The 26,528-nt window shown below is 66.9% G+C and carries 23 protein-coding genes; 15 read left to right on the plus strand and 8 right to left on the minus strand.

Annotated elements, in window-relative coordinates; genetic code table 11:
- The first annotated feature begins 264 nt into the window (after window positions 1-264).
- Both DID96_RS11175 and DID96_RS11180 read left to right on the plus strand, forming a co-directional pair.
- Window positions 265-525 (plus strand): hypothetical protein, encoded by a 261-nt coding sequence (locus DID96_RS11175; protein ID WP_124599382.1) that lies wholly within the window; start codon window positions 265-267, stop codon window positions 523-525.
- A 351-nt stretch (window positions 526-876) separates the two neighbouring features.
- Window positions 877-1,080 (plus strand): hypothetical protein, encoded by a 204-nt coding sequence (locus DID96_RS11180; protein WP_124599383.1) that lies wholly within the window; start codon window positions 877-879, stop codon window positions 1,078-1,080.
- 271 nt (window positions 1,081-1,351) lie between these two features.
- Here DID96_RS11180 and DID96_RS11185 read toward each other — a convergent pair whose 3' ends face one another.
- Entirely contained in the window at window positions 1,352-2,152 is an 801-nt protein-coding gene (locus DID96_RS11185) for a transporter substrate-binding domain-containing protein (RefSeq protein WP_124599384.1), read from the minus strand.
- 430 nt (window positions 2,153-2,582) lie between these two features.
- Here DID96_RS11185 and DID96_RS11190 point away from each other — a divergent pair, with 430 nt between their 5' ends.
- Entirely contained in the window at window positions 2,583-2,906 is a 324-nt protein-coding gene (locus DID96_RS11190; RefSeq protein WP_124599385.1) for a hypothetical protein, read from the plus strand.
- 193 nt (window positions 2,907-3,099) lie between these two features.
- On the opposite strand, the gene icmH is transcribed toward DID96_RS11190, so the two are convergent.
- From icmH to tssJ, 3 genes are all read right to left on the minus strand, one after another.
- The gene (gene icmH / locus DID96_RS11195) at window positions 3,100-3,882 is read right to left on the minus strand and encodes a type IVB secretion system protein IcmH/DotU (RefSeq protein ID WP_124599386.1); all 783 of its coding nucleotides are present in this window, start codon (window positions 3,880-3,882) and stop codon (window positions 3,100-3,102) included.
- A complete protein-coding gene (gene tssK / locus DID96_RS11200) occupies window positions 3,879-5,225 on the minus strand; it encodes a type VI secretion system baseplate subunit TssK (protein WP_124599387.1) in 1,347 nt (448 codons plus the stop codon). The genes icmH and tssK overlap by 4 nt, the downstream gene beginning before the upstream one ends.
- A gap of 102 nt (window positions 5,226-5,327) precedes the next feature.
- Window positions 5,328-5,939, minus strand: coding sequence for a type VI secretion system lipoprotein TssJ (gene tssJ / locus DID96_RS11205; RefSeq protein ID WP_124599388.1), 612 nt, complete (start codon window positions 5,937-5,939; stop codon window positions 5,328-5,330).
- Between tssJ and DID96_RS38255 the strand changes: the two genes are divergently transcribed.
- The 10 genes from DID96_RS38255 to tssA all read left to right on the plus strand — a co-directional run bounded on the left by DID96_RS38255 (window position 5,926) and on the right by tssA (window position 17,069).
- Window positions 5,926-6,096 (plus strand): hypothetical protein, encoded by a 171-nt coding sequence (locus tag DID96_RS38255; protein WP_185732220.1) that lies wholly within the window; start codon window positions 5,926-5,928, stop codon window positions 6,094-6,096. The two genes, tssJ and DID96_RS38255, sit on opposite strands and share 14 nt — an antisense overlap.
- A 216-nt stretch (window positions 6,097-6,312) precedes the next feature.
- On the plus strand, window positions 6,313-6,951 hold the full coding sequence (locus DID96_RS11210; RefSeq protein ID WP_124599389.1) for a M48 family metallopeptidase: 639 nt from the start codon (window positions 6,313-6,315) through the stop codon (window positions 6,949-6,951).
- Window positions 6,952-6,988: 37 nt separating this feature from the next.
- Window positions 6,989-7,504, plus strand: coding sequence for a type VI secretion system contractile sheath small subunit (gene tssB / locus DID96_RS11215; protein ID WP_124599390.1), 516 nt, complete (start codon window positions 6,989-6,991; stop codon window positions 7,502-7,504).
- Between the two features lie 15 nt (window positions 7,505-7,519).
- Window positions 7,520-9,010: a type VI secretion system contractile sheath large subunit gene (tssC, locus tag DID96_RS11220; RefSeq protein ID WP_124599391.1), complete on the plus strand. Its 1,491-nt coding sequence runs from the start codon at window positions 7,520-7,522 to the stop codon at window positions 9,008-9,010.
- A 72-nt stretch (window positions 9,011-9,082) separates the two neighbouring features.
- Complete coding sequence (locus DID96_RS11225; protein ID WP_026045069.1) at window positions 9,083-9,586, plus strand: type VI secretion system tube protein Hcp; 504 nt, start codon at window positions 9,083-9,085, stop codon at window positions 9,584-9,586.
- 63 nt (window positions 9,587-9,649) lie between these two features.
- Window positions 9,650-10,135 (plus strand): type VI secretion system baseplate subunit TssE, encoded by a 486-nt coding sequence (tssE, locus tag DID96_RS11230; RefSeq protein WP_124599392.1) that lies wholly within the window; start codon window positions 9,650-9,652, stop codon window positions 10,133-10,135.
- A gap of 106 nt (window positions 10,136-10,241) precedes the next feature.
- Window positions 10,242-12,077, plus strand: coding sequence for a type VI secretion system baseplate subunit TssF (gene tssF / locus DID96_RS11235; RefSeq protein ID WP_124599393.1), 1,836 nt, complete (start codon window positions 10,242-10,244; stop codon window positions 12,075-12,077).
- Window positions 12,041-13,144, plus strand: a complete 1,104-nt coding sequence (gene tssG / locus DID96_RS11240) for a type VI secretion system baseplate subunit TssG (RefSeq protein WP_124599394.1) — start codon at window positions 12,041-12,043, stop codon at window positions 13,142-13,144. The genes tssF and tssG overlap by 37 nt, the downstream gene beginning before the upstream one ends.
- Window positions 13,145-13,200: 56 nt before the next feature.
- Window positions 13,201-15,876 (plus strand): type VI secretion system ATPase TssH, encoded by a 2,676-nt coding sequence (gene tssH / locus DID96_RS11245; protein ID WP_124599395.1) that lies wholly within the window; start codon window positions 13,201-13,203, stop codon window positions 15,874-15,876.
- 65 nt (window positions 15,877-15,941) lie between these two features.
- Window positions 15,942-17,069 carry a type VI secretion system protein TssA gene (gene tssA, locus DID96_RS11250; protein ID WP_124599396.1) on the plus strand — a complete coding sequence of 376 codons (1,128 nt, stop codon included), beginning with the start codon at window positions 15,942-15,944 and terminating at the stop codon, window positions 17,067-17,069.
- Window positions 17,070-17,203: 134 nt separating this feature from the next.
- Here tssA and DID96_RS11255 read toward each other — a convergent pair whose 3' ends face one another.
- From DID96_RS11255 to DID96_RS11270, 4 genes are all read right to left on the minus strand, one after another.
- On the minus strand, window positions 17,204-18,184 hold the full coding sequence (locus DID96_RS11255) for an OmpA family protein (protein WP_124599397.1): 981 nt from the start codon (window positions 18,182-18,184) through the stop codon (window positions 17,204-17,206).
- A 4-nt stretch (window positions 18,185-18,188) separates the two neighbouring features.
- The gene (tagF, locus tag DID96_RS11260; RefSeq protein ID WP_124599398.1) at window positions 18,189-19,181 is read right to left on the minus strand and encodes a type VI secretion system-associated protein TagF; all 993 of its coding nucleotides are present in this window, start codon (window positions 19,179-19,181) and stop codon (window positions 18,189-18,191) included.
- The gene (gene tssM, locus DID96_RS11265; RefSeq protein ID WP_124599399.1) at window positions 19,178-23,095 is read right to left on the minus strand and encodes a type VI secretion system membrane subunit TssM; all 3,918 of its coding nucleotides are present in this window, start codon (window positions 23,093-23,095) and stop codon (window positions 19,178-19,180) included. The genes tagF and tssM overlap by 4 nt, the downstream gene beginning before the upstream one ends.
- Window positions 23,096-23,395: 300 nt before the next feature.
- On the minus strand, window positions 23,396-24,241 hold the full coding sequence (locus tag DID96_RS11270; protein ID WP_185732221.1) for a M15 family metallopeptidase: 846 nt from the start codon (window positions 24,239-24,241) through the stop codon (window positions 23,396-23,398).
- 122 nt (window positions 24,242-24,363) lie between these two features.
- Between DID96_RS11270 and DID96_RS11275 the strand changes: the two genes are divergently transcribed.
- Window positions 24,364-25,299, plus strand: coding sequence for a phage tail protein (locus DID96_RS11275; RefSeq protein ID WP_124599401.1), 936 nt, complete (start codon window positions 24,364-24,366; stop codon window positions 25,297-25,299).
- 206 nt (window positions 25,300-25,505) lie between these two features.
- Entirely contained in the window at window positions 25,506-26,525 is a 1,020-nt protein-coding gene (locus tag DID96_RS11280) for a transporter (RefSeq protein WP_124599402.1), read from the plus strand.
- The last annotated feature ends 3 nt before the right edge of the window (window positions 26,526-26,528 follow it).

A 26,528-nucleotide genomic window follows, 5' to 3' on the forward strand; every position in this document is an offset into this window, starting at 1 on the left:
ATACGAACGCGTGCTGCCGCGGTCCATCCGTTCCGGCCGCAGACACATGGTCGACTCGCGTCGAGACCGGATGCGTGGATGGCCCCGCAGGGCGACGTGCATCGCCGCCGCAAAGGCGTATGCTGACACGGTGTCGTGCAACGGTGGCCGAGTTCCTGCTCCGGCCGCCGCGTGAGCGCGGCCGGCCGCTCGTGCACATCGCCCGCAACCGTTCGGGCCTGCGACGTCCGGCATGCCGCGCGCGTCTTTAATGGGGGCGTCATCATGCAAGTCACGCACCATTCCGCAGGCTCCTTTGCGACCGCCAGCGAGATACGCGCGATCGTCGGTCCGATCGAAGACGAAATCATCGCGCAGATTCTCGACGTCGGCCCGACCAGCACCGAAGTGCTCGATGCGTACACATGGCTGCGGGCAGACGACTACCTGGAAGGCAGGCTCGAGCGCGAATTGCACGGCAAGGCCGCGCGCGTGCTCGAGATTCTCGAACAGGACGAAGCCGACGGCGACGACCGAACACGCTGAGCGTCGAGCCCGTCGTTGTGTGTGCCGCGTGCCACATGCCCCGCGCGGCGGGTGTTCTTGCGCCCCATTTTGGCTGTCACGCGAGCGTCACGCTCACCCAATATGGTTTGCGTTCTCGTCGCAGCGGCGCGTCTGACGTGCACGCGAGCGGGCTGTCCCGGACCGTGCCGGCCGGGAACGTTTCCGCGCGACGGCGTGCGATCCGACATGCGGCGGTGCCGCATCCATGCCGAACGGGTCGCCGCAAACTTGCGCGCTACAAGTGCGCCGACAGCGCATGCGCGACATTTCATTCAAAAAAGGATCGATGACGGCTCGTGTCGAACCGTCGGAGACCAGGGAGACAGGACCATGCTGAGTCCGCATGAATTCTCGATGCTGTTGCGCATTGCGCGTGCGCCGGACAGCGTCGATCTATCCAATCCGGCTTATACCGTGCTCGTTGAGAAGCGTCTCGTCGACGACGCGCAGCTTTGTGCGAATCCGGTCGCCGCGCGCCCGGCGCTGACGCCGGTCGGACAGGCGCTGCTCGCCCGTTTCGACGAGGCTGCGTAAGCGGGAACAAAGGGGACGCGTGGGGAAAAGACACGGAGCAGGCGGTGGTGGACGGTGCCGGCACCGGGCGCGCGCTGGCGGAAGGGCACCGTCCGCGCCCGTTGCGTTGACGGTCGGCCCTGAGCAGGCGGCCTGCGCGTGACCGAACTGCGGACATCGACCGCCGCCCGATAAATGCCCGATCGATGTCCGGAGGTGATGCGCGCCACGCACGACCGGCCGGCGTGACGCGCGTGGCGATGTAATCGATTACCGCGCGATTACTGTGCGATTACTGCGCAAGCGGCACCGTCACATCGCTGCCGAACCAGTGCATCGAGATCTTCTTCAGCGTGCCGTCTTGCTTGAGCGATGCCAGCGCGTCGTTGATCGCCTTCTCGAACTTTGGATTGCCCTTGCGGAACGGGATCGCCATTTCCTGCTTGCCGCCGTTCAGCACGGCGCCCGGGCGCAGCGGCAGGTTCGACGTCTTGATCATGTATGGCAGCATCAGGCGATCGTCGAGCGTTGCCTCGATGCGGCCGGCCGCGAGGTCGCGCAGCTTCTCCGGCGCGCCCGGATAGGTCTGCACCTCGATGCCGGGCACGCCGCGCGCCATCTGGTCATAGTTGGTGCCGAGCGTCACGCCGAGCTTCTTTCCCTTGAAATCCTCGAGCGACTTGAAGTCGCGCGTGTCGTCCTTGCGCTGGATCAGCTGCGCGGCCGAGTACGTGTACGGCTGGCTGAAGTCGAGCGCTTCCTTGCGCTGCGGCGTGATGGTGACCTGATTGACGATCACGTCGAACTTGCCGGCCTGCAGGCCCGCGATGATGCCGCTCCATTCGGTCGGAATGAACTCCGGCTTGACGCCGAGCTTGCCCGCGACGGCCTTCGCGACATCGACGTCGAAGCCGACGAGCTGCCCCGAGCTGTCGCGGGAGTCGAACGGCGGATACGTGCCTTCCAGACCGACCCTCAGCACGCCGGCCTTCTTCACCGAATCCAGCAGGTCCTCCGCGTGGGCGGCAACGGCGGTGAAGCCCAGGACCGAAGCGAGCAGCAAGCCCGAGAGCAGGAACTTCTTAGCTTTCATCACACATCTCCTGTTTTGTCTGTGAGCGTCTGGCAGCGACGATGTCCCGGTGCGGCAGGTGGCCCGGACGCCGGCGGCCGATCAGGCCGACGACGGGCGCGGCGCGAATGCCGCGGCCTGCGCGCTTCCGGCACCCGGGATACGGGGCAGATAGACACTACTCGCAACCGGGCGCGACCGGAAGCGGAATTGGCCCTGATTGCAAGCGGATACGAGCCGTCGCATGTCGAGCCGCGCGGTTCATTGGCATAATCTCGGCCTTTGACGATGCGGTGCCGCGCCACGCGCGCCGGTTCCGTGTTCCGTCTCCCGCCGGGCAGGGGGCGCGCCGCGAAGCGCGCGCAAGCATGCGTCGACGACACCCGCACCGGGCGTCCCGCCGCAGCGCGATCCTCCTCGGCGGACGCCTTTACCCAATGATATGCAAACGATGTCCACCACGACTGATCCGGCGACCGTAGTCAGCCTGAAACACATCCTCGAAACCCCCGGCGATTTTTCCGGATGGCTGTACTTGCCGCCGATGCCGTGGACGCTCGAAACCGAAGGGGCGTTCTCGCCTGACACGAAGGACCCGGACGAACACATCGTCCCGGACGTCGCGATGCAGCCCGGCTGGCGCATCACGCTCGACAGCGCGACGATCGAGGACATCGTCATCAACGCGCACGATCAGGTCGACGATCCGAGTCTCGCGCAGTTGCTCGACGCATTCGTCTTCTACGTCGAGCACGACGCGTTCATTCTGCTTTGACGCCCGCGGCGAAACCGTCCGCGTTCGCCGCGTGAAGCGTGCAGGGTGCCGCTTGCCGCGCATCCGGCGCGAAGCGATGACGGCGGCATCTGCCCCGTTTCCGGCTTGCCGCCCGACCGGCAGGCCGCAACAAAAAAGGACCGCCCGTGCGGTCCTTTTCCGTGTGTAGCGACGTTCGCTCGACGCCGAGCACTTACGGCAGCGAAATCGTCAAATTCGCCGATTCCGGCCCGACCTTGATGATCTGCGAATACGGCGCGAGCGTCTGCAGCGTCTTGTTCTTCAGGTACGTGTTGAGCCCGAGATACGCGAGCAGCGCGACGAGCCCGAACACCGCGCCGATCGCCCACACGGGCACTTCGCGCTTCAGCCGGTGCGCGATCTGGTCCGGCAGCGGCCAGTTCGGCGCGAACGGCGCGCGCTTGCCCTTCATGTGCGCGATCTCGTCGCCGAGGCGCGCCGTCAGGTAAGCGAGCTTCTCTGGCCCTTCGAGCAGGTACTTGCCCTGGAACCCGAGCAGCAGGCACATGTGGAACACCTCGAGCGACTGCAGCCGCGCCGCGCCCTGCGCGCGGCACTCCTCGAGATACTGGTAGAACTTCTCGCCCGCGAGCTGCTCGCCGAACAGCACGAGCTGCAGCGGCCGGCGCTCCCAGTCCGCGCGGATCCTGAACTGCGACGACAGCACCATCTCGTCGACGGCCGCGCAGTACGCGAACTTCGCGCTGTATACGTCCTCGGCGGCGATGTTCAGCTTCTTCGCGCCGCGCTCGAAGTCGGTGAGGAATTCCTGGATGCGCGTGCTGAATTCGCTCGCGCTCTCCGGCTCTCGGCCGTTCTTCAGCAGGAACAGCATGAAGAAGCCGTCGTACAGCAGGTCGAGCAGCGAGCGGGCCTGGAACGCGGCATCCGTCGACGCCGGGGAGTGCACGGGAGTCGGCGCGTTGTCGCCGAACAGGGAAGGCGCGTAGCTCATGATGTGACCGCGATCAGTTCGAATTTCAGGTCATTGATGCCAGTCGGCGCGTAGATCATCGCGGACTGGGCCTGCAGCATGCGCTCGTATAGCGCGCCGCGCGAATCGAGCGCGAAGTAGCACGCGCCCGGGCGGACCGGAATCGCGGGCGGCACCTGCGGCGTGTACGCGAGCCGCACGCCGGGCATCGCCGACAGCACGAGCTTGTCGACGTCGTCGGGCGCGCCGACCTTGAAGCGCGCGGGCACCGCATCGACGAGTTCGACGCTCGGCATGTCCGCTGACACCGCGAGGTAGAACGCGGTCTTCTCGTCGATCTTGCCGGAATCGAGGCGGCCGAGGTGGAACGACGGGCGCACCTCGTCGAGCGTGATCGCGAAGTAGCGCGTCGAGATCACGGTGTCGAGCAGCTCGCGCAGCATCAGGTCGAGACGCGCGAACGCGGGGCCCGGATCGTCGTGACGGTACACGGGCAGGTCCGCGAGCGTATAGCCCTTCGAGAACGTCATCAGCTGGCCGGCGAGGCGCAGCAGTTCCTGGAACAGCCGCTCCGGATGCAGCGCCGCATGCTGGTGCAGGTGCGCGAGCGTCGCGAACGCGGCGTTCGCGGTGTGCAGCAGCCAGAACGACGCGATATCGCCCGAGCGGAATTCGATGATGTTTTTCGACGGCTCGCGGTGAAAGCCGTACAGCGCGTTCACCTTCGCCTGCAGCGCGTCGATCAGCTGGCGCAGCCGCTGGTGCAGGATCGGCGATGCGTCGATCGCGAGGCACGGCGGCACGAAGCTGTCGTCGATCTCGAAGCCGGACGTCGCAGTGCGGCGCACGCGCACGAGCGGCACCGACAGCAGCTGGTCGCGCGGTTCGCTGTGCGCGATCAGCTTGACCTGCGTCTTCAGGAACGTGACGTCGGCCTCGGCCGCGTCGGTGAAGTTGTCGGCAACGCTCGACTGCTCGCTGACGAAGCGCGTGATGAAGCCGGCGGCCACATCGTCGCTGTAGTTCGTGCCGTTCTCGCGCAGCGGGTGCAGCGCGAGATAGAACACGAACTCGTTGATGCCTTCGGGCAGCGTGTCGAGCGCGACGGGCGGCGGCAGGTCGTCCGCCTGCGGCGCCGCGTACAGCGCGCCGTCGGGGAACACGAGCGCCAGATCCGCCAGGCGCAGCACGTTGCTGCCGAGCGCGTCGCGGTCGAAGCGCACCGAGCGCACGCCCCAGTTGTACGGCTGGATCGCCTGGATGGATTCGAACAGGCGCGCCTCATGGTACGCATCCTGTCGCTGGAAGTGTTGAGGCCGGAGGAACAGCCCTTCCCCCCACAGCACCTTGGCCGAATAACTCATGTCAAACCCGGTTAATGTCGTGATGCGATGTATTCGATTTGGTCGCGCCCGAATTAAATCGCCAAATGTTAACTCTTGTTAATTGACATTCATGCGTCATGTTTAACCGCAGCTGACAGACGAAAGCAAATTGAGCGGTTGCGAGGGCGCACCTTGTTGCGGCGCGATGACGGTGCCGTTGGTGACCGTCATCGCGCAATTATGCAGGCCGATGATTATGCCGGATTTCTCCGACTTCGCCGGATCGAATGTCAGTTTCCAGCGCTGAAGCGCCGGGTCGCGGAACAGCGCGACGATACCGAATGCCTGCGCTTCGTGCGACACCTTCTCGGTTGCCGTATAGCGCTGGCCGGGAATCAGCGTGATTTCTCGCACATTCAGCAGGTCGGCGCCCAATGCGGCCTTTTCCTTGTCCGGATCGGTAAAACTGTCGAACGGCGCCTGCTGGAACGACGTCGGGTCCTTCAGCGCATAGAGTCGCACGACGAGCGCGAGCGGCTTGTTGTCGTTCGCGGCATTCAGGTTCGGCGCCGCAGCGAGCGTGATGCCGATACTGCGCGGCGGCTTCTGCGCGTCGGGCACGTCGGGCTTGCCGACCCCGGCGGCCTGCATCACGGCGCTGGCGGCCGAGCCGAGCAGCGGGGCGGCCGCGCAGCCGGCCAGGAGTGCGCAGGCAGCGAGCGGCAGCGCATGGCGAATCATGGATGCTTTCATCGTGTTTCCGGCTTGCCGCCTTTTACTCCCTGTCAAAACTACCGGCTATTTCCGCGATCGGCGGCAATGGCGGGCTTTATACGTTTCAGCAATTAAGCACGTGCGCGTTGCGGCAGTGTCCGGCAAATTTTTCCGCCAGGCGGTCGATGCCCCGTGAAATGAGTAAAACTTGCGCATTCCGGGCGAAATCGGCCGCGCCGCGCAGCTGCCCCGAGAGGCCACTCGAAGGGGTAGCGCGCGGATTTAAAAGGAATTACTCTGCACGTGACGATTGAATTATGAAAAATTGATCGGTACTATACCCGCGCGCTTCTCTCAAAGCAAAAGAAGCAGATTCTCAACGATTTAAATCTCACGCGCCGGTGATATAACGATGAAAGACCGTCTGTTCGCAAAACTTTCCGGGGTAGTAGTAGCTTGCGGCGTGATCGCCGGTTGTGCGAGTCAGCCCACACCGCCGACCGCGGACGTATTCAACAAGTCGCTTGCCGACGCCGATGCCGTTGCGAAGTCGGGCGACCAGGAGCGCGCGCTCGGTCTGTACCAGGCACTGGCGAAGTCGGATCCGACGCGTGAGGAACCGTGGTCGCGCATCGCGCAGATCCAGTTCGCGCAGAACCATTACGGCCAGGCGATTGTCGCCGCGCAGGAAGCGCTGCAGCGCGACCAGACCGACCGCCAGGCAAAGAGCGTGCTGGCTGTTGCTGGCCTGCGGATCGCGACGCAGTCGCTCGGCGAACTGCGTCAGGATGCGTCGCTCGCGGGCGACGCGAAGTCGGATGCGCAGACGCTCGCGAAGCAGTTGCGCGACACGCTCGGCGAAAACGCGCTGTTCCCGCCGGAGCAGCAGACGCGGACGCCGGCGAAGAAGAAGTACCGCACCCCCGTGCACGCGAAGAAGAGCGTCGTGGCGCCGGCCACGGAAAGCGCCAATGCCGCGACGACGCCCGCGAACGCGTCGGCCGGCACGCCGCAGAAGGGCGGGGCCGATCCGTTCAGCGCGCTGCGCTGACCGGAGCGGATAACCACATCTAACCGGGAGCCGTCGAATGGCCAAGAACGAAAGCATCCAGAAGCGCTTGCAGAAAATACGGCCGCCGCGCGTCCAGCTGACCTACGAGGTCGAGAAAGGCGACGCGATCGAGGTGAAGGAACTGCCGTTCGTCGTCGGGGTCGTCGGCGATCTGGCGGGCCAGTCGGAAGTCGAGCAGCCGAAGCTGCGCGACCGCAAGTTCGTCAATATCGACCGCGACAACTTCGACGACGTGATGAAGGCGATCGAGCCGCGCGCCGCGTTCCAGGTGGAAAACCGCCTGAGCGAAGACGGCGGCAAGTTCGCGGTCGACCTGAAGTTCCGCTCGCTCGCGGATTTCAGTCCGGACGACGTGGTCCAGCAGGTCGAGCCGCTGCGCCGGCTGCTCGAGGCGCGCTCGAAGCTCGCCGACCTGCGCAACAAGCTTGCCGGCAACGACAAGCTCGAGGATCTGCTGTCCGACGTGCTGAAGAACACGCAGCAGCTGCAGGCGCTCGCGAAGGGCACGGGCGACGGCAAAGACGGCGAATGACGACGGGGTGTTGAGATGAATCAGCAAACGGCTGCGGCCGAGACAAACGGCGCGGAATATGCCGCCGGGACCACGCTGCTCGACGAGATCGTCGAGAAGAGCAAGGTTGCGAAATCCGATTCCGAGCATGCGCGCGCGAAGGACCTGATCGGCGAACTCGTGCACCAGGTGCTCGACGGCACGGTGATCGTGTCGGACAACCTGTCGGCGACGATCGACGCGCGCGTCGCGGAACTCGACCGCCTGATCTCCGCGCAGCTTTCCGCCGTGATGCACGCGCCGGAATTCCAGCGCCTGGAAAGCACGTGGCGCGGCCTCGACTATCTGGTCAAGGAAAGCAACACGGGCCAGACGATCAAGATCAAGGCGCTGCACGCGCCGAAGCGCGACCTCGTGCGCGACTTCAAGAGCGCGACCGAGTTCGACCAGAGCGCGCTGTTCAAGAAGGTCTACGAAGAAGAATTCGGCACGTTCGGCGGCGCGCCATTCGGCACGCTGATCGGCGACTACGAGATCTCCCGCCAGCCGGAAGACATGTACTTCATCGAGCAGATGTCGCACGTCGCGGCGGCCGCGCACGCGCCGTTCATCGCGTCGGGCTCGCCGGAGCTGCTCGGCCTCGAATCGTTCGCCGACCTCGGCAAGCCGCGCGACCTCGGCAAGGTGTTCGATACGGTCGAATACACGAAGTGGAAGTCGTTCCGCGATTCCGAGGATTCGCGCTACGTCGGCCTCACGCTGCCGCGCTTCCTCGGCCGCCTGCCGTTCAATCCGAAGGACGGCCAGATTGCCGAGAGCTTCAACTTCGTCGAGGACGTCGACGGCACCGACCACGACAAGTACCTGTGGTGCAACGCCGCGTGGGCGTTCGCCGCGCGCCTGACGGCCGCGTTCGACGACTTCGGCTGGTGTGCGGCGATCCGTGGCGTCGAAGGCGGCGGCCTCGTCGAGGACCTGCCGACCCACACGTTCAAGACCGACGACGGCGAGATCGCGCTGAAGTGCCCGACCGAAATCGCGATCACCGACCGCCGCGAGAAGGAGCTGAGCGACCTCGGCTTCATCCCGCTCGTGCATTGCAAGAATTCCGACTACGCCGCGTTCTTCGCCGCGCAATCGGTGCAGAAACCGAAGAAATACAGCACCGACAGCGCGAATGCGAACGCCGTCCTGTCTGCCCAGCTTCAGTACATCTTCTCGGTATCGCGCGTCGCGCACTACCTGAAGGCGATGATGCGGGACAAGATCGGCAGCTTCGCATCGGCCCAGAACGTCGAGACGTTCCTCAACCGGTGGATTTCGCAATACGTCCTGCTCGACGACAACGCGACGCAGGAACAGAAGGCGCAATTCCCGCTGCGCGAGGCCTCCGTACAAGTGTCAGAGATTCCGGGCAAGCCGGGCTCGTATCGTTCGGTCGCGTTCCTGCGGCCGCACTTTCAGCTCGACGAACTTTCGATTTCTCTGCGACTTGTCGCTGATCTGCCCAAACCGGCAAATTCATAAGCGAGCAAATCTCGCCCGGGCGGGCCGCCTGGGTAGGACGTTAAAACCACCTCTTTGGGGAGTCGAAGGGCCATGTTAGACATGTATCTGAAGTTCGGTAATCCGGCGATCAAAGGCGAGTCCGCAGACAAGGACCACGCCAGCTGGATTGAACTGAAATCCTGGGACCATTCCATCATCCAGCCGCGTTCGGCGACCGCGTCGACGGCCGGCGGCCATACGTCGGAGCGCTGCGAGCACGGCGACATGGTGTTCACGAAGGAGATCGACTCGTCGAGCCCGCTGCTGTACCAGCACGCGTCGGGCGGCACGACGTTCGATGAAGTCACCATTGACTTCATGCGTTCGGACGGCGAAGGCCAGCGCGTCAAGTACCTCGAGGTCAAGCTGAAGTACGTGATCATCTCGAGCGTAACGCCGAGTGTTCAGAAGGAAGGCCTGCCGCACGAGACCTTCTCGCTGAAGTACGCGGCCGTGCAGTGGAAACAGACGCAGCAGAAGATCGGCGGCAACCAGGGCGGCAACACGCAGGGCGCCTGGAGCCTGACGAAGAACGACAAGACCTACGCGGTCTAAGGTCGGTGGCGGCAACGGGGCGCGCGCCGTCCCGTTGCTGCTTTCGCTTCACGCTTCGCCCCGATGAAACGATTCGAACCGAGCTTTCTCGACAAGCTGTTCGACGACGAACCGCATCTGCCTGCTTCAGCGGCAATGCGGCAATTGTCGCTGGACGAGCTGAAGAACACGGTCGCCCGCGACGTCGAGGCGATCCTCAACACCCGTATCGCGCACACCGAGCACGAGCTGGCGGCGCTGCCGGAATGCCAGAAATCGGTGCTGACCTACGGGCTGAACGATTTCGCGGGCTTGAGCCTCGCGAGCCATTACGATCGCACCTTCATCTGCAAGTCGATCCAGCAGGCGATCGCGCGCCATGAGCCGCGGCTGCAGCAGGTACAGGTGACGTTCGAGCTCAACGAGCAGTCGACCAACGCGCTCTATTTCGCGATCCAGGCGCTGCTCGTCGTGCATCCGGCCGAGGAGCCGGTCAATTTCGACGCGATGCTGCAGCCGTCGACGCTGCAGTATTCGGTCACGCGCGCGCGCGGCGCAAAACCGCTGTAACTCGCGCAGTAAGTCACGCTGTCAGTCAGTCATGCCGCCGCGCGGGCTGTCCCGCCGCCCGGCGGGACGTCATCCGGCAACGGAAGGAAGAGGTTCGGGGTCATCGATGGAAGAATTGCTGCCGTATTACGAGCGCGAATTATCGTTTCTGCGGCGCTATTCGCGGGATTTCGCCGAACGCTATCCGAAGATCGCGGCGCGGCTCGCGCTGTCCGGCGAGCACTGCGAGGATCCGCACGTCGAGCGGATGATCGAGTCGTTCGCGCTGCTCGGCGCGCGCATCAACAAGAAGCTCGACGACGACTACCCCGAATTCACCGAAGCGCTGCTGGAAGTGCTGTATCCGCACTACCTGCGGCCGTTCCCGTCGTGCTCGATTGCGCAGTTCGCGCCGGGCCAGCCGGGCCAGCAGACCGAGCCCGTCGTCGTCGCGCGCGGCACCGAGCTGAAGAGCCGGCCGATCCGCGGCGTGCAGTGCCGGTTCCGCACCGCCTATGACGTGACGCTCGCGCCGATCCGCATCTCTGAGGCGCGCTACGTGCCGGTCGCGCTCGCGCCGAGCGCGACGGTGCTGCCGCCGAACGCGACGGGCGTGATCTCGATCACGTTCGAATCGCTCGCCGCGCAGCTCGATCTCGGCGCGCTGAAGCTGTCGACGCTGCGCGCGCACCTGCACGGCGAGCAGTCGTTCGTCGCCGCGCTGACCGACTGCCTGTTCGTCAACGTGCTCGGTGCGTACGTCGAGCCCGAGCGCAATGGGCGCTGGACGCCGCTGCGCAAGCTGCCGATCGCGCAGGCCGGCTTCGACGAGGCCGACGCGCTGATCGACTATCCGGCGAAGTCGCACCCCGCGTACCGCCTGCTGACCGAATATTTCGCGTTCCCCGACAAGTTCGATTTCGTCGACTTCGACCTCGCCGCGATCGCGCGCGCGTCGGGACGCTGCCAGCGCGCGACGCTGCACCTCGTGCTGCAGGACGTGCGCGGCGATTCGCACGTCGCGCGGCTGCTCGAGCTGCTGTCCGCGAACCACTTCCGGCTGTTCTGCACGCCGATCGTCAACCTGTTCCGCCAGCACGGCGAGCCGATCCGCATCACGCACCGCGCGGTGTCGTACCCGGTGATCGCCGAGGCACGGCGCGCGTTCGCGTACGAGGTGTACTCGATCGATTCGGTGAAGCTCGTCAGGCAGCAGGCGCACGAGGAATCGGTGATCGAGTTCCGGCCGTTCTATTCGCTGCACCATGGCGAATCCGCACGCGTCGGCCACTACTGGTTCGCACGCCGCAACGACTGGGTCGCGCAGAAGAGCCCCGGCTACGAGACCGAGATCTCGATCGTTGACATCGATTTCGAGCCGACGTCGCCGCAGACCGACACGCTGAGCCTCGACCTGACCTGCACGAACCGCGACCTGCCGGCGATGCTCGCGTTCGGGCTCGAGGGCGGCGACCTGTTCCAGGAGGGCGGCGCGCAGACGAGCGGCGTCGCGATGCTGCGCCGCCCGACGCCGAGCGTGCGCTTCGAGCGCGGCCGCGCCGCGCACTGGCGGCTCGTGTCGCATCTGGCGCTCAATCACGTGTCGCTCGTCGACCACGGGCTCGCACCGCTGAAGGAAATGCTGACGCTGTACGACCTGCGGCGCACCGCGGTGTCGACGCGGCAGATCGACGGGCTCGCGGGCATCGAGCAGCGCGGCGCCGTCCAGTGGTTGCCCGGCAAGCCGTTCGCCACCTTCGTGCGCGGCATCGAGATCCGGCTGACGATCGACGAGGAGCATTTCGTCGGCTCGAGCCTCGCGTCGTTCGTGCGCGTGCTCGACAGCTTCTTCGGGCTGTACGTCCACCTCAACAGTTTCGTTCAACTAGTCGTCGTGTCGAAGCGCACCGGCGAGGAGATCATCCGATGCAAGCCCCGGACCGGCGAATCGATCCTGGCGTAGTCGACGCGCTGCTCGACGAGCCGCACCGCTTCGAGTTCTTCCAGGCGGTGCGCGTGCTCGAAGGGCTGTTCGCGCGGCAGGCGTCGGACGCGCCCGGCGCGTGGCGGCACGGCGACATCGTCGCGCAGCGCATCGCGTTCCGGAACTCGCTGTCGCTCAGCTTTCCGGCCAGCGAGATCGAACGCCTGCGCTCGTTCGACGAGAGCGGCGCACTGCTCGACGACGACGACGGCGCGCGCGACGCCGCGCTCGCGGCCGGCGAACTCGGCCGCGTCGAGCTGACGCCCGCGTTCTTCGGCCTGCTCGGCGGGCAGGGCGCGCTGCCGCTGCACTACACCGAGCAGATCGTCGCGCGCGAGTACCTGAAGCGCGACCATGCGGCGCGCGCGTTCTTCGACGTGTTCTCGAACCGCGCGACCGCGCTGTTCTACTCGGCGTGGAAGAAGTACCGGCTGCCGTTCCATTACGAGCTTGACCGCGACGAGCGCTACCTGCCGCTGCTGCTCGCGATCGCGGGCGTGACGAGCGACGAGGTGCGCGACAGCCTGCAGGCGGGCGCGGGTGGCGTGCTCGACGAGGCGGTGGCCGGCTACGCGCTCGCCGCGCGGCACCGGCCGATGTCGGCCGCGTACCTGCAGCGCACGCTGTCCGACTACTTCCGCGTGCCGGTGAAGATCGACCAGTTCGTCGGCAAGTGGTACGACGTGCCGCCCGACCAGCTGAGCGTGCTCGGCGAAGTCAACGCGGTGCTCGGCGCGACCGCGCTGGTCGGCGAGCGCGTGTGGCAGCGCGACATGCGTGCGCGGCTCGTCGTCGGCCCGCTGTCGAAGCGCGACTACGAGGCGTTCCTGCCCGGCGGCGCGCAGGCGGTCGCGCTCGAACGGATGCTGACGCTGCTCGCCGGGCTCACGCTCGAATACGAGGTGTCGCTCGTGCTGAAGCGCAGCGAAGTCGGTGCGAGCGTGCTCGGCGCAGGCGCGCGGCTCGGCTGGGACGCGTTCCTGTGCACCCGCGACGCGGCGCACGACCGCGCGGACGCGCGCTACGAGCTGCACGTGATTCATTGATTCATTCCGAACACCGAACAACAACACGCGACGCAATCGAACCTGAGACCGACTTCATGAGCACGCCCCTCAAGACCCTGATCCTGAAACTGAACCCGCTGTGCCGGCAGGCGGCCGAACGCGCGGCGAGCGCGTGTCTTGCCCGCGGCCACTACGAGGTCGATCTGGAGCACCTGTTCGTCGCGCTGCTCGACGAGCCGGCCGGCGACCTGCCGCTCGCGCTGCGCGCGAGCCGCATCGATCCGCACGCGCTGCGCGCGGACCTCGAGCGCGAGCTGACGCGGCTCAAGACGGGCAATACGCGCACGCCGGTGTTCTCGGTGCACCTGATCGCGCTGTTCGAGCAGGCGTGGCTGATCGCGTCGCTCGATTCGCAGCTCGGCCGGATTCGCTCGGGGCATCTGTTGCTCGCGCTGCTGACCGCGCCGGACCTTGCGCAATTCGCGCAGCGGATGTCCGCGCAGTTCGCCGAGATGCGCGTGACGGACCTGAAGCACAAGTTCGACGAGATCACGGCCGGGTCGAGCGAGGCGGAGCCGCGGCAGGCGGATGCGGAAGACGGCGGCGACGCGCCGGAGTATGGGACGACAGGCGGGGCGCCTGCGGGCGGCCCGTCGAAGACGCCCGCGCTCGACACCTACACGACCAACCTTACGCAGCGCGCGCGCGACGGCAAGATCGATCCGGTAATCGGCCGCGAGGCGGAGATCCGCCAGGCGATCGACATCCTGATGCGGCGCCGCCAGAACAACCCGATCATGACGGGCGAGGCGGGCGTCGGCAAAACCGCGGTGGTCGAAGGGCTCGCGCTGCGCATCGCGGCCGACGACGTGCCGCCGCCGTTGCGCGGCGTCGCGCTGCACGTGCTCGACATGGGGCTGCTGCAGGCCGGCGCGAGCGTGAAGGGCGAGTTCGAGAACCGGCTGAAGAGCGTGATCGACGAGGTGAAGAAGAGCGCGCATCCGATCATCCTGTTCATCGACGAGGCGCACACGATCATCGGCGCGGGCGGCCAGGCCGGCCAGAACGATGCCGCGAACCTGCTGAAGCCCGCGCTCGCGCGCGGCGAGCTGCGCACGATCGCCGCGACGACGTGGAGCGAATACAAGAAGTACTTCGAGAAGGATGCGGCACTCGCGCGGCGCTTCCAGGTCGTGAAGGTCGAGGAGCCGAGCGAGCCGCTCGCGGCCGCGATGCTGCGCGGGATGGCGGGCCTGATGGAGACGCACTTCAACGTGCGGATCCTCGACGATGCGATTACCGAGGCCGTGCGCCTGTCGCACCGCTACATCAGTGGCCGCCAGCTACCGGACAAGGCGATCAGCGTGCTCGACACCGCGTGCGCGAAGGTCGCACTCGCGCAGAGCGCGACGCCGGCCGCGATCGACGACACGAAGAAGCGCATCGAGCGGATCGACGCGGAAATCGCGTCGCTCGAGCGCGAGGCGGCGAGCGGCACCGCGCACGACGAGCGGCTCGGCGAACTGCGCGGCACGCGCGACGCGGCGCTTGAACAGCTCGCGACCGACGAAGCCCGTTACGAAGGCGAGCGCGCGATCGTCGCCGAGATCACCGAGCTGCGCGCGGCGCTCGACCGCGCGCGCGGCCCGTCGGAGGACGGCGAGCCCGTCGACGTGTCGGCCACGCGCGACAAGCTCGCCGAGCGCGTCGCGGCGCTGCGCGCGCTGCAGGGCGGCGAGCCGATGGTGCCGCTGCAGGTCGACGGCCATGTGGTTGCCGAGATTGTCGCGTCGTGGACGGGCATCCCGCTCGGCCGGATGGTGAAGGACGAGATCGGCACGGTGCTGAACCTGCAGCCGCTGCTCGCCGCGCGCGTGATCGGCCAGGACCATGCGCTGGAAGCGATCGCGCAGCGCGTGCGCACCGCGTCGGCGAGCCTCGAGGATCCGAACAAGCCGCGCGGCGTGTTCATGTTCGTCGGGCCGTCGGGCGTCGGCAAGACCGAGACCGCGCTTGCGCTCGCGGACATCCTGTACGGCGGCGAGCGCAAGATGATCACGATCAACATGAGCGAGTACCAGGAGGCGCACAGCGTGTCGGGCCTGAAGGGCTCGCCGCCGGGTTACGTCGGCTACGGCGAGGGCGGTGTGCTGACCGAGGCCGTGCGTCGCAACCCGTATTCGGTCGTGCTGCTCGACGAGGTCGAGAAGGCGCACCCCGACGTGCTCGAGATGTTCTTCCAGGTGTTCGACAAGGGGATGATGGACGACGCGGAAGGGCGCGAGATCGACTTCCGCAATACGCTGATCATCCTGACGTCGAACGTCGGCTCGCCGGCCGTGATGCAGGCGTGCCTGAACAAGCCGGCCGACGAGCTGCCCGATCCGGACGCGCTCGCCGAAGCGCTGCGCCCGCAGCTCTACAAGGCGTTCAAGCCCGCGTTCCTCGGCCGGATGAAGGTCGTGCCGTATTACCCGATCTCCGACGACGTGCTCGCCGAGATCATCGAACTGAAGCTCGACCGCATCCGCCGCCGGATCGACGCGAACCACAAGGCCGTGTTCGAATGGGACGAGTCGCTCGTCGACGCGGTGCTCGCGCGCTGCACCGAGGTCGATTCGGGCGCCCGCAACGTCGATCACATCCTGAACGGCACGCTGCTGCCGGAGATCGCGGGCCATGTGCTCGGCCGGATCGCCGACGGCGCGGCGATCGCGCGCATCGCGGTGCGCGCGGACGATGCCGGCGAGTTCGAATACACGGTCGAATGAGCGGCCGAACGAGCGATCGAACGAGCGCCGCGCGCAACCCCATGCCTCAACGGATTCACTGAACCATGCCGATCAATCTTCCCGAGTTGCTGACGCCGATCAGCGACGCGTCGCCGTGCGGCGACGACCTGCTGTTCTCGCACGATTTCGACGCGATCCAGGAGGCGCGGCGCTACGACGATCCGTCGCTCGACCAGGGTGAATGGGTGACCGAGATCAAGGAAGCCGACTGGAGCTTCGTCGTCGACCGTGCAACCGAGCTGCTGCGCACGCAGACGAAGGACCTGCGGCTCGCCGTGTGGCTGACCGAGGCGCTCGCGCTCGAGGACGGCATCACGGGCCTCACCGACGGCTACGCGCTGCTCGACGGGCTGTGCGGCCAGTACTGGGATGGCGTGCATCCGCTGCCCGAAGGCGACGACACCGAATACCGGCTCGGCAACGTCGCGTGGCTCGCCGGCCGCACGGCCGAGCTGCTGCGCGCGGTGCCGCTGACGGACGGCGCGTCGAGCGCGTACAGCACGCTCGACTGGGAGGTCGCGCAGCACGTCGCGCAGGCGGTGAAGCGCGATCCGGATCACGCGCACGACATCGCGCGCGGCAAGCCGTCGGTCGAGCAGATCGACGCGTCGCGGCGCGTGACGCCGCTCGCGTTCTACTCGGCGCTGCTCGGGAACCTGAAGGCGTTCGAATTTGCGCTCGACGCGTTCGAGGCGACGCTCGAAGCGCGCGCGGGCGACGCGGCGCCTAGCTTCCGGCAAACACGCGACGCGTTCGAGACCGTGTACCGGCTCGCCGAGCGTTTTGCGCGCGAGCAGGGCTATACGGGCGCGCAGCAGCACGCGCAGTCGCAGGCGCAGTCGCAACCCGCGCAGCCGGACCGCATCGAGCCGAGTTTCGGTGCGCCGGCTTACATGGAGGAGACCCACGTGCAGCAGCAGCCCGTTTCGCGTCCGGTGGCGCCGATGATTGCCGGGATCCAGAACCGTGCGCAGGCGGTCGACCAGCTCCGCTCGGTCGCGCGCTATTTCCGGCAGACCGAGCCGCACAGCCCGGTCGCGTATCTGGCGGACAAGGCCGCCGAATGGGCCGACATGCCGCTGCACAAGTGGCTCGAGAGCGTTGTGAAGGATGATGGGTCGCTGTCGCATATTCGCGAGCTGCTCGGCGTGAAGCCGGACGAGCAGTCGTAAACGCAAAGCGGGCGGCGCATCGCTGCTGCCGCCCGCCTTAGGGCGCCCGCGGCCGGTCGCCCGCCTCAGGCCACCCGCCTCCGGCTACCCGCCGTCGGCCGCGCCGGCTCGCAACGGAGCCGGCAGCAGCGCGACTACTGCCCGACCCGGAACTCGATCCGTCGATTCCGCGCGCGCCCTTCGGCCGTATCGTTCGGCGCGATCGGCTGGTCGGGGCCCACGCCCGTCGTCGTCATCTGCTGTGACGCGATCCCCTTGGTGATGAGATACCCCTTCACCGCATCGGCGCGTGCCTGGCTCAGCGCAATGTTCGACGTGCGGTTGCCCGAGTTGTCGGTATGGCCGATCAGGTCGACCGTGCGGTTCGGCATCTTCGAGAGCGCCGAGGCCATCTGGTCGAGCACCACCTTGCCTTGCGGCGTGAGTGTCGCGCTGCCGGTTTCGAACTCGATCGTGCGGTTCGCGAGCGTCTGGTCGAGCAGCCCCTGCTCGGACGCAGACACGCGCAGCCCGTTGCGGATCGTGTAGGTCGGGTTCAGCGTGTTCGCCATGTCGCTCGCGATTTGCTGGCGCTGCGCCTCGTTGTGCACCTCGCCCTTCATCTCGATCTGCGTGCCGTCGATCTTCAGCTGGCCCTTGCTGATCTGTTTCAACTGCGGGCCGATCAGCTTCTGCACGTTCGCGCTCCAGTTCGGCGGCGTCGCGACGTCGCCAACCTCGATCTGGTCGACCACGTTGGTCGCGCCATACGTGTCGCGCAGCTTCTGCAGCACGGCGGCCTTGGTCGCCTCGTCGGGCACCTTGCCGCCGGCGACGACCTGGCCGGGCGCGGCGTTCGCGGGCGGCGGCGACGCAATGGCGGCCGGATGTGCAGCCGGATATGCGGCCGGATGCGCGGCGGTGCCGGACGTCAGCGACGCGGGCGCGGCGGCGGCCGGCAGCGCGGTCGCCTGCACGTTGCCGTTGCCGACCGGCATGACGGTTGCGCCGGTCGCGCCGCTCGTCTGCGCGAAGCTGGCGTGGCCGGCGAGCAGGCCGGCAAGCAGGCCGGCAAGCAGGCCGGCGGAGAGGAGGGCGGCGCCGAGCGCGCGGCGGGCGTGAATCGTGTTGCCCATCCCGTCAGCCTCCGATGAACGCTTCGCGGAACGCGTCGATCGCGACGCGCAGCGACAGTTGCGGTTGGTCGAGGTAGCTGACGAGCTTGCTGATCCCATGATCGTTTTGCGCATGTGCGTCGATCCACTCCGGATCGTCGATATCGATGTTGTGGGCGGCGTAGGTCTGCGGATCGACGACGCTCAGGAGCGTCTTCGCCGACGCGCCGTTGAAGCCGATGACGAGCCGCTCGCGTTCGGCGATCGTGCCGATGAAGATCGCGAGCTCGAAATCGGCCTGCGCGACGAACGGCGCGATCAGCTCGAGCCAGAACGCCGCGACGAGGCTGCGATAGAACGGGTCGACGGGCAGCGGCAGCGTGAGGCCGCGCTCGATGTGCGACGAGCCGCTCTGCATCACCGGGCGCAGCAGCGAGCCGAGCGCGAGCATCGCGCCGCGCAGCCGCACCGGGTGGCCGCTCGCGAGCAGCATCTGCTCGAGGCCGTACAGCGACTGGTGCTCGACGAAATCGTTGAAGGTGCCGTCGTGCGGATTGCCGGGGCCGCCGCCGATGTCGATCGGCACCTGCGTGTCGCCGAGCGCCTGCAGCGCGCCGGGCGGCTCCTGCTTGCCGAGCAGCGCCGGCATCTGCTGCGCGACGCGCGACCACAGCCGCGCGAACGCGAGCGGGCTGCGCGCGAGGAACGCGACCGGCCGCTCGACCTCGAGCGCGGTCGCGCCGAGGAACGGGAAGCGGCGCATCGACACGTCGTGGCTCGCGACCATGTGCCCGGCGATCACGACCCTGCTGCGCGAGCCGAGGAACGCGAAATGCATCGGCTTCGCGTCCTCGTAGACGATCTTCCAGCGCGGATCCTCGGCGAGCAGTTCGAGCGCCTGCGCGATCCAGCGGTCGAGCGTCTGCAGCAGCTGCGGATTGTGCGCGCTCTTTACGAAGTCGCCGCGCGACGGAATCTTGCCGAAGTACGCGATTTGCGCCTGAACGGTTTGCGTCATTGCGCCCCCTGTGCGTTCGATGCGGCGGCGGCCGCGACAGCCGCCGCGGCGCCCGATGCGCCTGCGCCCGGCTGGGCCGCGGCGTTCTGCGCCGCGCCCGCGCTCGCGTCGGCGACCGACGACGGCAGCGCGAGGCCGCGCAGGCTCTGTTGCTGCGGCTGGTCGCCGCCGCCGCCCGTCGGTTGCGACGTGCTGATGATGCGCATCGTCACCGACACGTTCACGTTGCCCTGCGTCCACGTGAGGTCGAAGGTGCCGTCCGGGCGGCGCTTGCGCTGCGCCGAGTTGATCAGCTTCTCGAGACCGTAGCGGCCCGGCTCGTTGACGAGCTGGATCGTGCGGCCGTCGAAGGTGGTCGCCGACAGCGTCGCGCCCGGCGAGCCCTGCGGGTTCGGCCACACGAAGTTGGTCCACTGCGGCGGCGTGTTGCGGTAGCGCAGCTGCTGGCCGTCGATCGCGACCGTGTACTCGGTCGTGCCGCTGCTCGGCTGCGGCAGGATCTGGAACACGGTCTGCGGCTCGGACGACGCGGCGGCGCCGCCGCCTGCCGCGCCGCCCGCGAGCGGCGCGACCCAGCGCGCGAAGCCGTTCGTGAAGTCCGGCGCGAGCGCGAGGCCCATGTCGCCCCAGGTGCGGGCCGCGAGCGTGTCGCCGCGGCGCACCGCGAGCGGCCCGAGCGTCGTGCCGACGAACTTCGCGATCGAGCCGTCCGGGCCGAACACCTGCGCGATCTCGCCGGCGCCGGCCTCGACCTTCGCGCTCGCCGCGAACGGGTACTTGTTCGCGAGCGAGCTCTGGAACGGCTGGTAGACCTGCGCGTTCCACACCTTGTTGACCTCGACGCTCGCCGGCTGGATCACGACCGAGAACGCCTGCATCAGCGGCCGCACGAGCAGCGGGCGCAGCGACTTGCGTTGCGAGTCGGTCAGGCCCGTCAGCATCTGCTCGTCGACGAACTTCAGCGAATCGGCGAGTTCCGAGCCGTTGCCGTCGAGCGTCTGCTGCATCAGCTGGCGCGCGCCGGGGCCCGGGTCGCCCTGGTTCTTGATCACGTTGAAGCGCGTGCGGACCTTCGACAGCGAGTCCATATAGCCCTTCAGCAGCGACGAGCCGTCATGCGTCGCGACGATCCGCGCGAGGCCGATGAACTCCTGGCCGACCGGGCCCATCGGGACATCCGCCGGGTTGCCGTTGATGTCGATGTTCGCGGCCGCGATCTGGCCCGCCTGCGAAGAACGCGAGAACAGCTGCTTGAACCAGTTCACGACGCCCGTCTGCGCCTTCTTGATCGTGACGTTCGCGAGCGACGGGTTGTCCCACGACGTCTGGTCGTACGCAGTTTCGAGGACCTTGCGGATCGGCGAATCCTGCGGGTCGCCGAGACGGTTCATCCCGTCGACCGCCTGCCCGAAGCTCGAGAAGCCCTGCACCGCGATGCCCTGCATGAACTTCTGCCAGTGCTGCGCGTACTCGGTCTTGTACATGCCGACGAGCGCCTTCTGGATCTGCTCGGGGCTGCCCTCGAGCGTCAGGTCGTCCTGCGACGACGTGTTCAGCACCCAGTCCTTCGCCTGCAGCTCCTTCGTCGCCGCGTCGCGGATCGCCGGCTGCACGTACTGGAACCACGCGTCGCGCGTGAACGTGCCGGGAATCGCATAGCTGCCTGCGATCAGGGCCTGGTTGCCGTCGCCGACGATGCGCGCGATGGTCATCGGCGCGAAGCGGGTCGACGCGCGCGCCTTGATTTCCTCATAGACGCGCTGGCGGGCCGGCATCCCGCGCACGACGTGGCGCAGGTTCTCGCGGGTCTGGTCGACGAGCGCGAGGTTCGCGTCGATCATCGGCCAATCGTTGTCGTTCATGCGCGACAGGTAGAACGAGATCATGCGCTCGGCGCTCTTGATCATCTCGTCGCGCGGCATGTTGCCGCGATTCGTCTCGAGCCAGCCGCGCCAGAAGCGCGCGAGCTGGTCGGTCAGGTGCGCCTGCTCGACGTGACGCTTGTCGGACAGCATCAGGTAGGTCTTCAGCGCGTTGTACGCGTCCTCGACATTGGTCGGCGACGCGTCGCTGTATAGGCCGCCCTGCGGCGCAGCGAGGGCCTGGGCCTGGGCTTGGGCTTGGGCTTGGGGGGCCTGGGTGGCGGCTCCGGCCGGGTTCGTCGACACCGGCACGGCGCCGGCATCCGCCGCGCGGTTCAGCGGCGCGAGCTGGTCCGGATGCGCGTTCACGTCCTTCAGGAACGACGCGAGATTCTGCGACACGGGGTTCAGCAGGATCTGGCGCACGCCGTTGTAGTACTCGGTCAGCAGGTGCTGTTCGAGGCGGTCGCCCTGGTAGAGGCCGAGCGACACGGACAGCGGCTTGTCGCGGCGGAACTGCTCGAGCTGCTCGATCCGGTCTTCCAGGATGTCCATCGCCTGCAGGCGCGACTGCAGGTCGTTGCGGCCCTGCTCGAGGCGCGTGACGTTGTCGAGGTCGGCCTGCACGTTCGCGACGAGCTGCTGGTTGCCGATCGTCGACCAGGTCCAGCCGCCGAGTGCGAGCGCGAGCGCCGCGACGAAGCCGAAGAAGGTCGCGTAGCGCAGCCGCGTCTTGGTCGGGCTCGCGAACTGGCGCACCGTCTGGCGGTCCGCGAAGATCACCTTCGAGAACAGGTCGCGCAGGAAGAAGCCGTTCTTCGAGAATGCGCTGTGCGGCTTCGGCAGCGCGTTCGCGTCGAGGCCGAAGCGGTGCGCGATGCGCTGCGCGGCCGTGCTGTTGGTCTCGCCTTCCTGCAACGCGCTCGTGAAGTAGAAGCCGCGGAAGATCGGCTTGTACTGGAACGGGTTGTTCTCGAACAGCGTCGCGAGGAATGCACGCAACGCCGGCTTGATCGTCGAGAACTCGAGCGGGAAGCTGAGCTGGCCCGGCGACAGCTGGTTGCCGCGCGACAGCGACAGCTGCGCGACGCTGATCTCCTTCAGGCCTTCGTACAGCTCCTCGAAGCGCTCGTCGAACAGCGCGACGACGTCGCGCTTCTCGTCGGGTTCGTAGGGCAGGGTGGCGCCCCACACGCGGTCGTATTCGTGCTTGTCGCTGCTGCTGAAGAATTCGGTGAAGCCGGTGATCAGGTCCGCCTTCGTGAACATCACGTAGACGGGCGCGAACACTTCGAGCTTCTCGGTCAGTTCCTGCACGCGCTGGCGCAGGTTCTTCGCGAGGTTGATCGCGAATTCGGGGCGGTTGCCGGTGAGCTCCGCGATGCTCGCGGTGACGATGATCCCGTTGATCGGCGCCTTCGGGCGGTAGCGCTTCAGCAGCCCGAGGAAGCCGAGCCACTCGGAGCGGTCTTCCTCGTGGACCGAATAGCGGCCCGCGGTGTCGAGCAGGATGCCTTCGGTCGTGAAGAACCAGTCGCAGTTGCGGGTGCCGCCGATGCCGTGGATCACCGCGCTGTTCTTGTCCGCGAACGGGAATTGCAGGCCGGAGTTGACCACCGCGCTGCTCTTGCCCGCAGCGGGGTTGCCGATCACGATGTACCACGGCAGTTCATACAGCGCGGAGCCGCCCGACACCTGGCCGATCTTCGACGTCTTGATCGTCTTCACCGCGTCGGCGAGGCGCGTGCGCAGCACGTCGAGGTCGGCCGACTTCTCGGCGGGCGCGGCCGCGGCGGCCGGCGCGGAGATCTTGCCGGTCTCCGCCTGCTCCTCGAGGATCGCGCCGAGCGCGCGGTTCGCGCGCTTCACGCGCCAGCGCCGGAACAGCGCGACGCCGAGCCACAGCACGAGAATCGCCGCGAAGGCGATCGCCGGCCACAGCAGCGGCAGCTGCAGCGTATCGGCGACGATGAAGAGGATCGCCGCGAGCGCGGCGATCCCGACGATCGAGAGCGTACGCGGGTGAGTCAGCACGTTGAGGATGCGTTGCATAGGACGTTCAGATTCCGGTGCGATTCGATGAGGCGACGCAGGCGCGCCGAGCGGCAAGGGTGGCGCCGCGATGTGTCGCCATGCTGTCAAACGGGATGAAAGGAGTCGGCATCAATGCGCCCGCGGCATCGGAGTCGGCGCACGCATTAACGAAAGGATGCTGTGAGATTTAAAACGGAGCCGGCGCCCCGAGAAAATCGCGCACCGGAATGCGCGGTCGATTGCGCCGCCCATATCGTTTCCTGCCGGGATATTAAAAAGCCCCATGCCGCCCTCATTATTTCCTGTCCGGCCGCCGTGCTAGCTGCCGCGTCCCAGTTTAAAACCGGGTTTATGGTATTCAACGTGCCCGAGATCCATCATTTTCCATCTGCCACCCCAGGTCAGGCCGACCTGTTCGGCGACCTGTCCGTATAACTGGTAGCCGCGCATCGCCCATGGATCTTTCTCGGAAATGACCAGCTTGCCGTCGCGCAGGAACGCGTTGTCGGCCGCCAGCCCGAATTGGTGATAGCTCTGGAATGCTGCCGCATTGGTCACGTTGCTGCCCATTTGCGCCAGCCGGTTTTGCCGTTCCGGGCTCCGGTAACCTTCCAGCAACGCCATTTCGTAGCCGTATTGCTCGTGCATGATCTTGTAGACCAGCAGCAAGCGCGTGCGGAAATCCGGATCCAGCAGATTCCAGTCGCGGCTCGCGTCCTTCAGCGCCGGCCGCACCTGCTCGACTTCCTTGGTGGCAAAGACTTCCGGCGGCAACGGCGGGGGCGGCACGAGTTGCTCGCCCTGCAGCAGGGCGGCGATCTTCTCGTCGGGCACGCGCGCCGTGTCGTCGTACTGAAATAATTGCCGGCCGCGTAACGCAATGGCGACCAATGGCGGCGTCGCAAGAATACCTGTCGAGACCATAATCAGCAAGCGTCGCCGAATCAGTAAATTTTGCACGCCGTTTAAAGCATCCCGCGTAACGCTTGCCGATTTAACAATCTGACTGCGGGTGCGTACCGCGCGATCGTTCGCGCGGCGTGTCAGACGGCCGTGAAACTGCGCGACGGATTCAAAAACGGTCGCGCGGACACCCGGTAAAAGCAACAGCGCCGCGATGGCGACGGCGAGGGCGAAATAGGCGACGAGTGCGACGGCAATCAATGAAATCCCCGGAAATTGGAATTGATTGTGTTTTGCAATGCTTGCTCTTAGAATCAGGCCTGCTCCGAGAGGCCGGGCTATATTATCGCGGCGAATTAAACCAGGATTCAATGAGACGCTGAATGAGTGCGCCGGACAATTCAAATTCCAAAACACCGCCCAGCTTGCTGTCCGATCAGAAACCGGCTGGCGGGCCCCAGAGTTCGCGCATTCTCGCGAATCTGGAGGGCCGTGTCACGCCGCCGGCCGAGCCGCCGCGCCGTTCGCTGAAGGCGCCGATCGCGGCAGTCGTCGCGCTGGTGGTCGCGGTAGGCGGCTGGGGCGCATGGCGTTTGCAGCAGTCGGGCGACAGCGCGGCGGCCGTCGCTGCGGCGCCCGCGCAACCGGCGGCGAAGGCCGCCCCGCCAAGCGGCGCTGCAGCGCAGGTCGCGCAGAACAATGCGGCGAGCGCGCCGCAGCCGGCCACGATCGTCAACGAAGACCCGGCATCCAAAACCGTTGCGTCCGCATCGTCGTCGCCCGCGGCCGATAACAGCCGCCTGTCGCGCGCGCTCGCGAACGGCGCTGACAACGCGTCGGGCGCGGCGCCGGCGGCTGCGGCCGCGGCTGCAACTGCCAAGGCTGCGAAGGCCGACACCGCGAAGAACGCGAAGTCCGCCGCGCGCAGCAAGGCCGATACCAAGGCAGACGCGAAGGCCGAAGCGCGCAAGCATCGCAAGGAGCAGCAGGCTGACCTCGCGCAGGCGAAGAAGCGCCATGATGCGTCGGCGCGCACCGCGAGCGCGAAATCGTCCGGGAAGGACGATCCGGACGCGGACCTGCTCGCGGCGCTCGTCGCGCGCACGAAGCCGGCCGACAAGAAGGCCGCGTCATCGGGCGCGCAGGCGGTGCCGACCAAGACGTCGGCGAAGGCCGGCACGACACTTGCCGCGCGCGTGAAGGAATGCGGCGAACGCGGCTTCTTCGAGGATCAGCTGTGCCGGTGGCGCGTGTGCGAAGGCCAATGGGGCAAGGATCCCTCGTGCCCGACGGCCGCGCAGTCGCAGAGCCGCCAGTAAGGCAAGCTGCCGTCCCCTCTTCCATCAGCGCCGCCCGCCGGGCGGCGCGCGTTTTTCTGGCGCCGTGAAGCCGCTTTGTGACACAGTCACGAAAGTGTCGCTTTCATCGGGCATACGTCATCCTTTCTTATCTTGCGCGGCGCCTTGCGCGCGGACGGCGACCGTCCGCGACGCGCGACAGGCGCCGCGCGCCGCACGACTTCGACATGATCGTTCAGACTTACGGCGCGGATACGTCCGGCATCGTGTGCGGGTTCCGCTTCACGCCGGGGGAGCCGGGCGCGACGCTCGACGCGGACGGCGCCGCCGAGTGGCTGCGCACGCAACGCGCGGCCGGCGCCGACGATGCGTTCGTCTGGCTGCACTTCAACCTCGCGCACGGCGCGAGCGAGCGCTGGATGCGCACCCATCTCGGGCTGCCCGACAGCTTCTTCGAATTCCTGCACGAGGGATCGCGCTCGACGCGCATCGGGCAGGAGGACGGCGCGCTGCGCGCGATCGTCAACGACGTGATGTTCAACCTCGAGCTGACGCCATCGGAGATCGCGACGATGTTCGTCCATGTCGAGCGGCGGATCATGGTCACCGCGCGGCTCAAGCCGCTGCGTTCGGTCGACACGCTGCGCGCGAGCGTGCGCGACGGCGAACGGTTCCGTTCGCCCGCGGAGCTGCTCGTGCATCTGCTGCGCGACCAGGCCGACCTGATGATCCACATCGTGCGGCGCACGAGTGTCGACGTCGACCGCATCGAGGATCGTTTCCTGTCGCAGCGCCTGACCGCGAGCCGCGTCGAACTGGGCGTGATGCGCCGCACGCTGACGCGCCTGCAGCGCATGCTCGCGCCGGAGCCGGGCGCGATCTTCCGGCTGCTCGCAAAGCCGCCCGCGTGGCTGCACGCGGAGGACGTGCAGGAGCTGCGCGAGTCGACCGAGGAGTTTTCGCTGGTGCTCGCCGATCTCGCCGGGCTCGTCGAGCGGATCAAGCTGTTGCAGGAAGAGATCGGCTCGCGCCTCGACGAGCAGAACAACCGCACGCTGTTCACGCTGACGCTCGTGACGGTCGTCGCGCTGCCGATCAACATCGTCGCGGGCTTCTTCGGGATGAACGTCGGCGGGATTCCGCTTTCGGAGAACAAGCACGGCTTCTGGCTGATGGTGCTGTTCGTCGCGGGCTTCACCGCGCTCGCCGCGTGGTGGGCGTTCCGGCGTCGCGGCGGCGAACGCTAGGGT

Origin of the sequence: Burkholderia sp. Bp8963 (assembly GCF_003854275.1) — a bacterium.
Taxonomy (GTDB): Bacteria; Pseudomonadota; Gammaproteobacteria; order Burkholderiales; family Burkholderiaceae; genus Burkholderia.

What these genes read in the sequence shown, in the direction of transcription:
- DID96_RS11210 (WP_124599389.1), top strand. Translation starts at nt 6,313, where the DNA reads ATGAAAGACCGTCTGTTCGCAAAACTTTCCGGGGTAGTAGTAGCTTGC.
- tssH (WP_124599395.1), top strand. Translation starts at nt 13,201, where the DNA reads ATGAGCACGCCCCTCAAGACCCTGATCCTGAAACTGAACCCGCTGTGC.
- icmH (WP_124599386.1), bottom strand. Translation starts at nt 3,882, where the DNA reads ATGAGCTACGCGCCTTCCCTGTTCGGCGACAACGCGCCGACTCCCGTG.
- tssA (WP_124599396.1), top strand. Translation starts at nt 15,942, where the DNA reads ATGCCGATCAATCTTCCCGAGTTGCTGACGCCGATCAGCGACGCGTCG.
- tssG (WP_124599394.1), top strand. Translation starts at nt 12,041, where the DNA reads ATGCAAGCCCCGGACCGGCGAATCGATCCTGGCGTAGTCGACGCGCTG.
- tagF (WP_124599398.1), bottom strand. Translation starts at nt 19,181, where the DNA reads ATGACGCAAACCGTTCAGGCGCAAATCGCGTACTTCGGCAAGATTCCG.
- tssJ (WP_124599388.1), bottom strand. Translation starts at nt 5,939, where the DNA reads ATGAAAGCATCCATGATTCGCCATGCGCTGCCGCTCGCTGCCTGCGCA.
- tssE (WP_124599392.1), top strand. Translation starts at nt 9,650, where the DNA reads ATGAAACGATTCGAACCGAGCTTTCTCGACAAGCTGTTCGACGACGAA.
- DID96_RS38255 (WP_185732220.1), top strand. Translation starts at nt 5,926, where the DNA reads ATGGATGCTTTCATCGTGTTTCCGGCTTGCCGCCTTTTACTCCCTGTC.
- DID96_RS11280 (WP_124599402.1), top strand. Translation starts at nt 25,506, where the DNA reads ATGATCGTTCAGACTTACGGCGCGGATACGTCCGGCATCGTGTGCGGG.
- DID96_RS11255 (WP_124599397.1), bottom strand. Translation starts at nt 18,184, where the DNA reads ATGGGCAACACGATTCACGCCCGCCGCGCGCTCGGCGCCGCCCTCCTC.
- tssC (WP_124599391.1), top strand. Translation starts at nt 7,520, where the DNA reads ATGAATCAGCAAACGGCTGCGGCCGAGACAAACGGCGCGGAATATGCC.
- DID96_RS11175 (WP_124599382.1), top strand. Translation starts at nt 265, where the DNA reads ATGCAAGTCACGCACCATTCCGCAGGCTCCTTTGCGACCGCCAGCGAG.
- DID96_RS11180 (WP_124599383.1), top strand. Translation starts at nt 877, where the DNA reads ATGCTGAGTCCGCATGAATTCTCGATGCTGTTGCGCATTGCGCGTGCG.
- DID96_RS11275 (WP_124599401.1), top strand. Translation starts at nt 24,364, where the DNA reads ATGAGTGCGCCGGACAATTCAAATTCCAAAACACCGCCCAGCTTGCTG.
- tssM (WP_124599399.1), bottom strand. Translation starts at nt 23,095, where the DNA reads ATGCAACGCATCCTCAACGTGCTGACTCACCCGCGTACGCTCTCGATC.
- tssK (WP_124599387.1), bottom strand. Translation starts at nt 5,225, where the DNA reads ATGAGTTATTCGGCCAAGGTGCTGTGGGGGGAAGGGCTGTTCCTCCGG.
- tssB (WP_124599390.1), top strand. Translation starts at nt 6,989, where the DNA reads ATGGCCAAGAACGAAAGCATCCAGAAGCGCTTGCAGAAAATACGGCCG.
- DID96_RS11190 (WP_124599385.1), top strand. Translation starts at nt 2,583, where the DNA reads ATGTCCACCACGACTGATCCGGCGACCGTAGTCAGCCTGAAACACATC.
- tssF (WP_124599393.1), top strand. Translation starts at nt 10,242, where the DNA reads ATGGAAGAATTGCTGCCGTATTACGAGCGCGAATTATCGTTTCTGCGG.
- DID96_RS11185 (WP_124599384.1), bottom strand. Translation starts at nt 2,152, where the DNA reads ATGAAAGCTAAGAAGTTCCTGCTCTCGGGCTTGCTGCTCGCTTCGGTC.
- DID96_RS11225 (WP_026045069.1), top strand. Translation starts at nt 9,083, where the DNA reads ATGTTAGACATGTATCTGAAGTTCGGTAATCCGGCGATCAAAGGCGAG.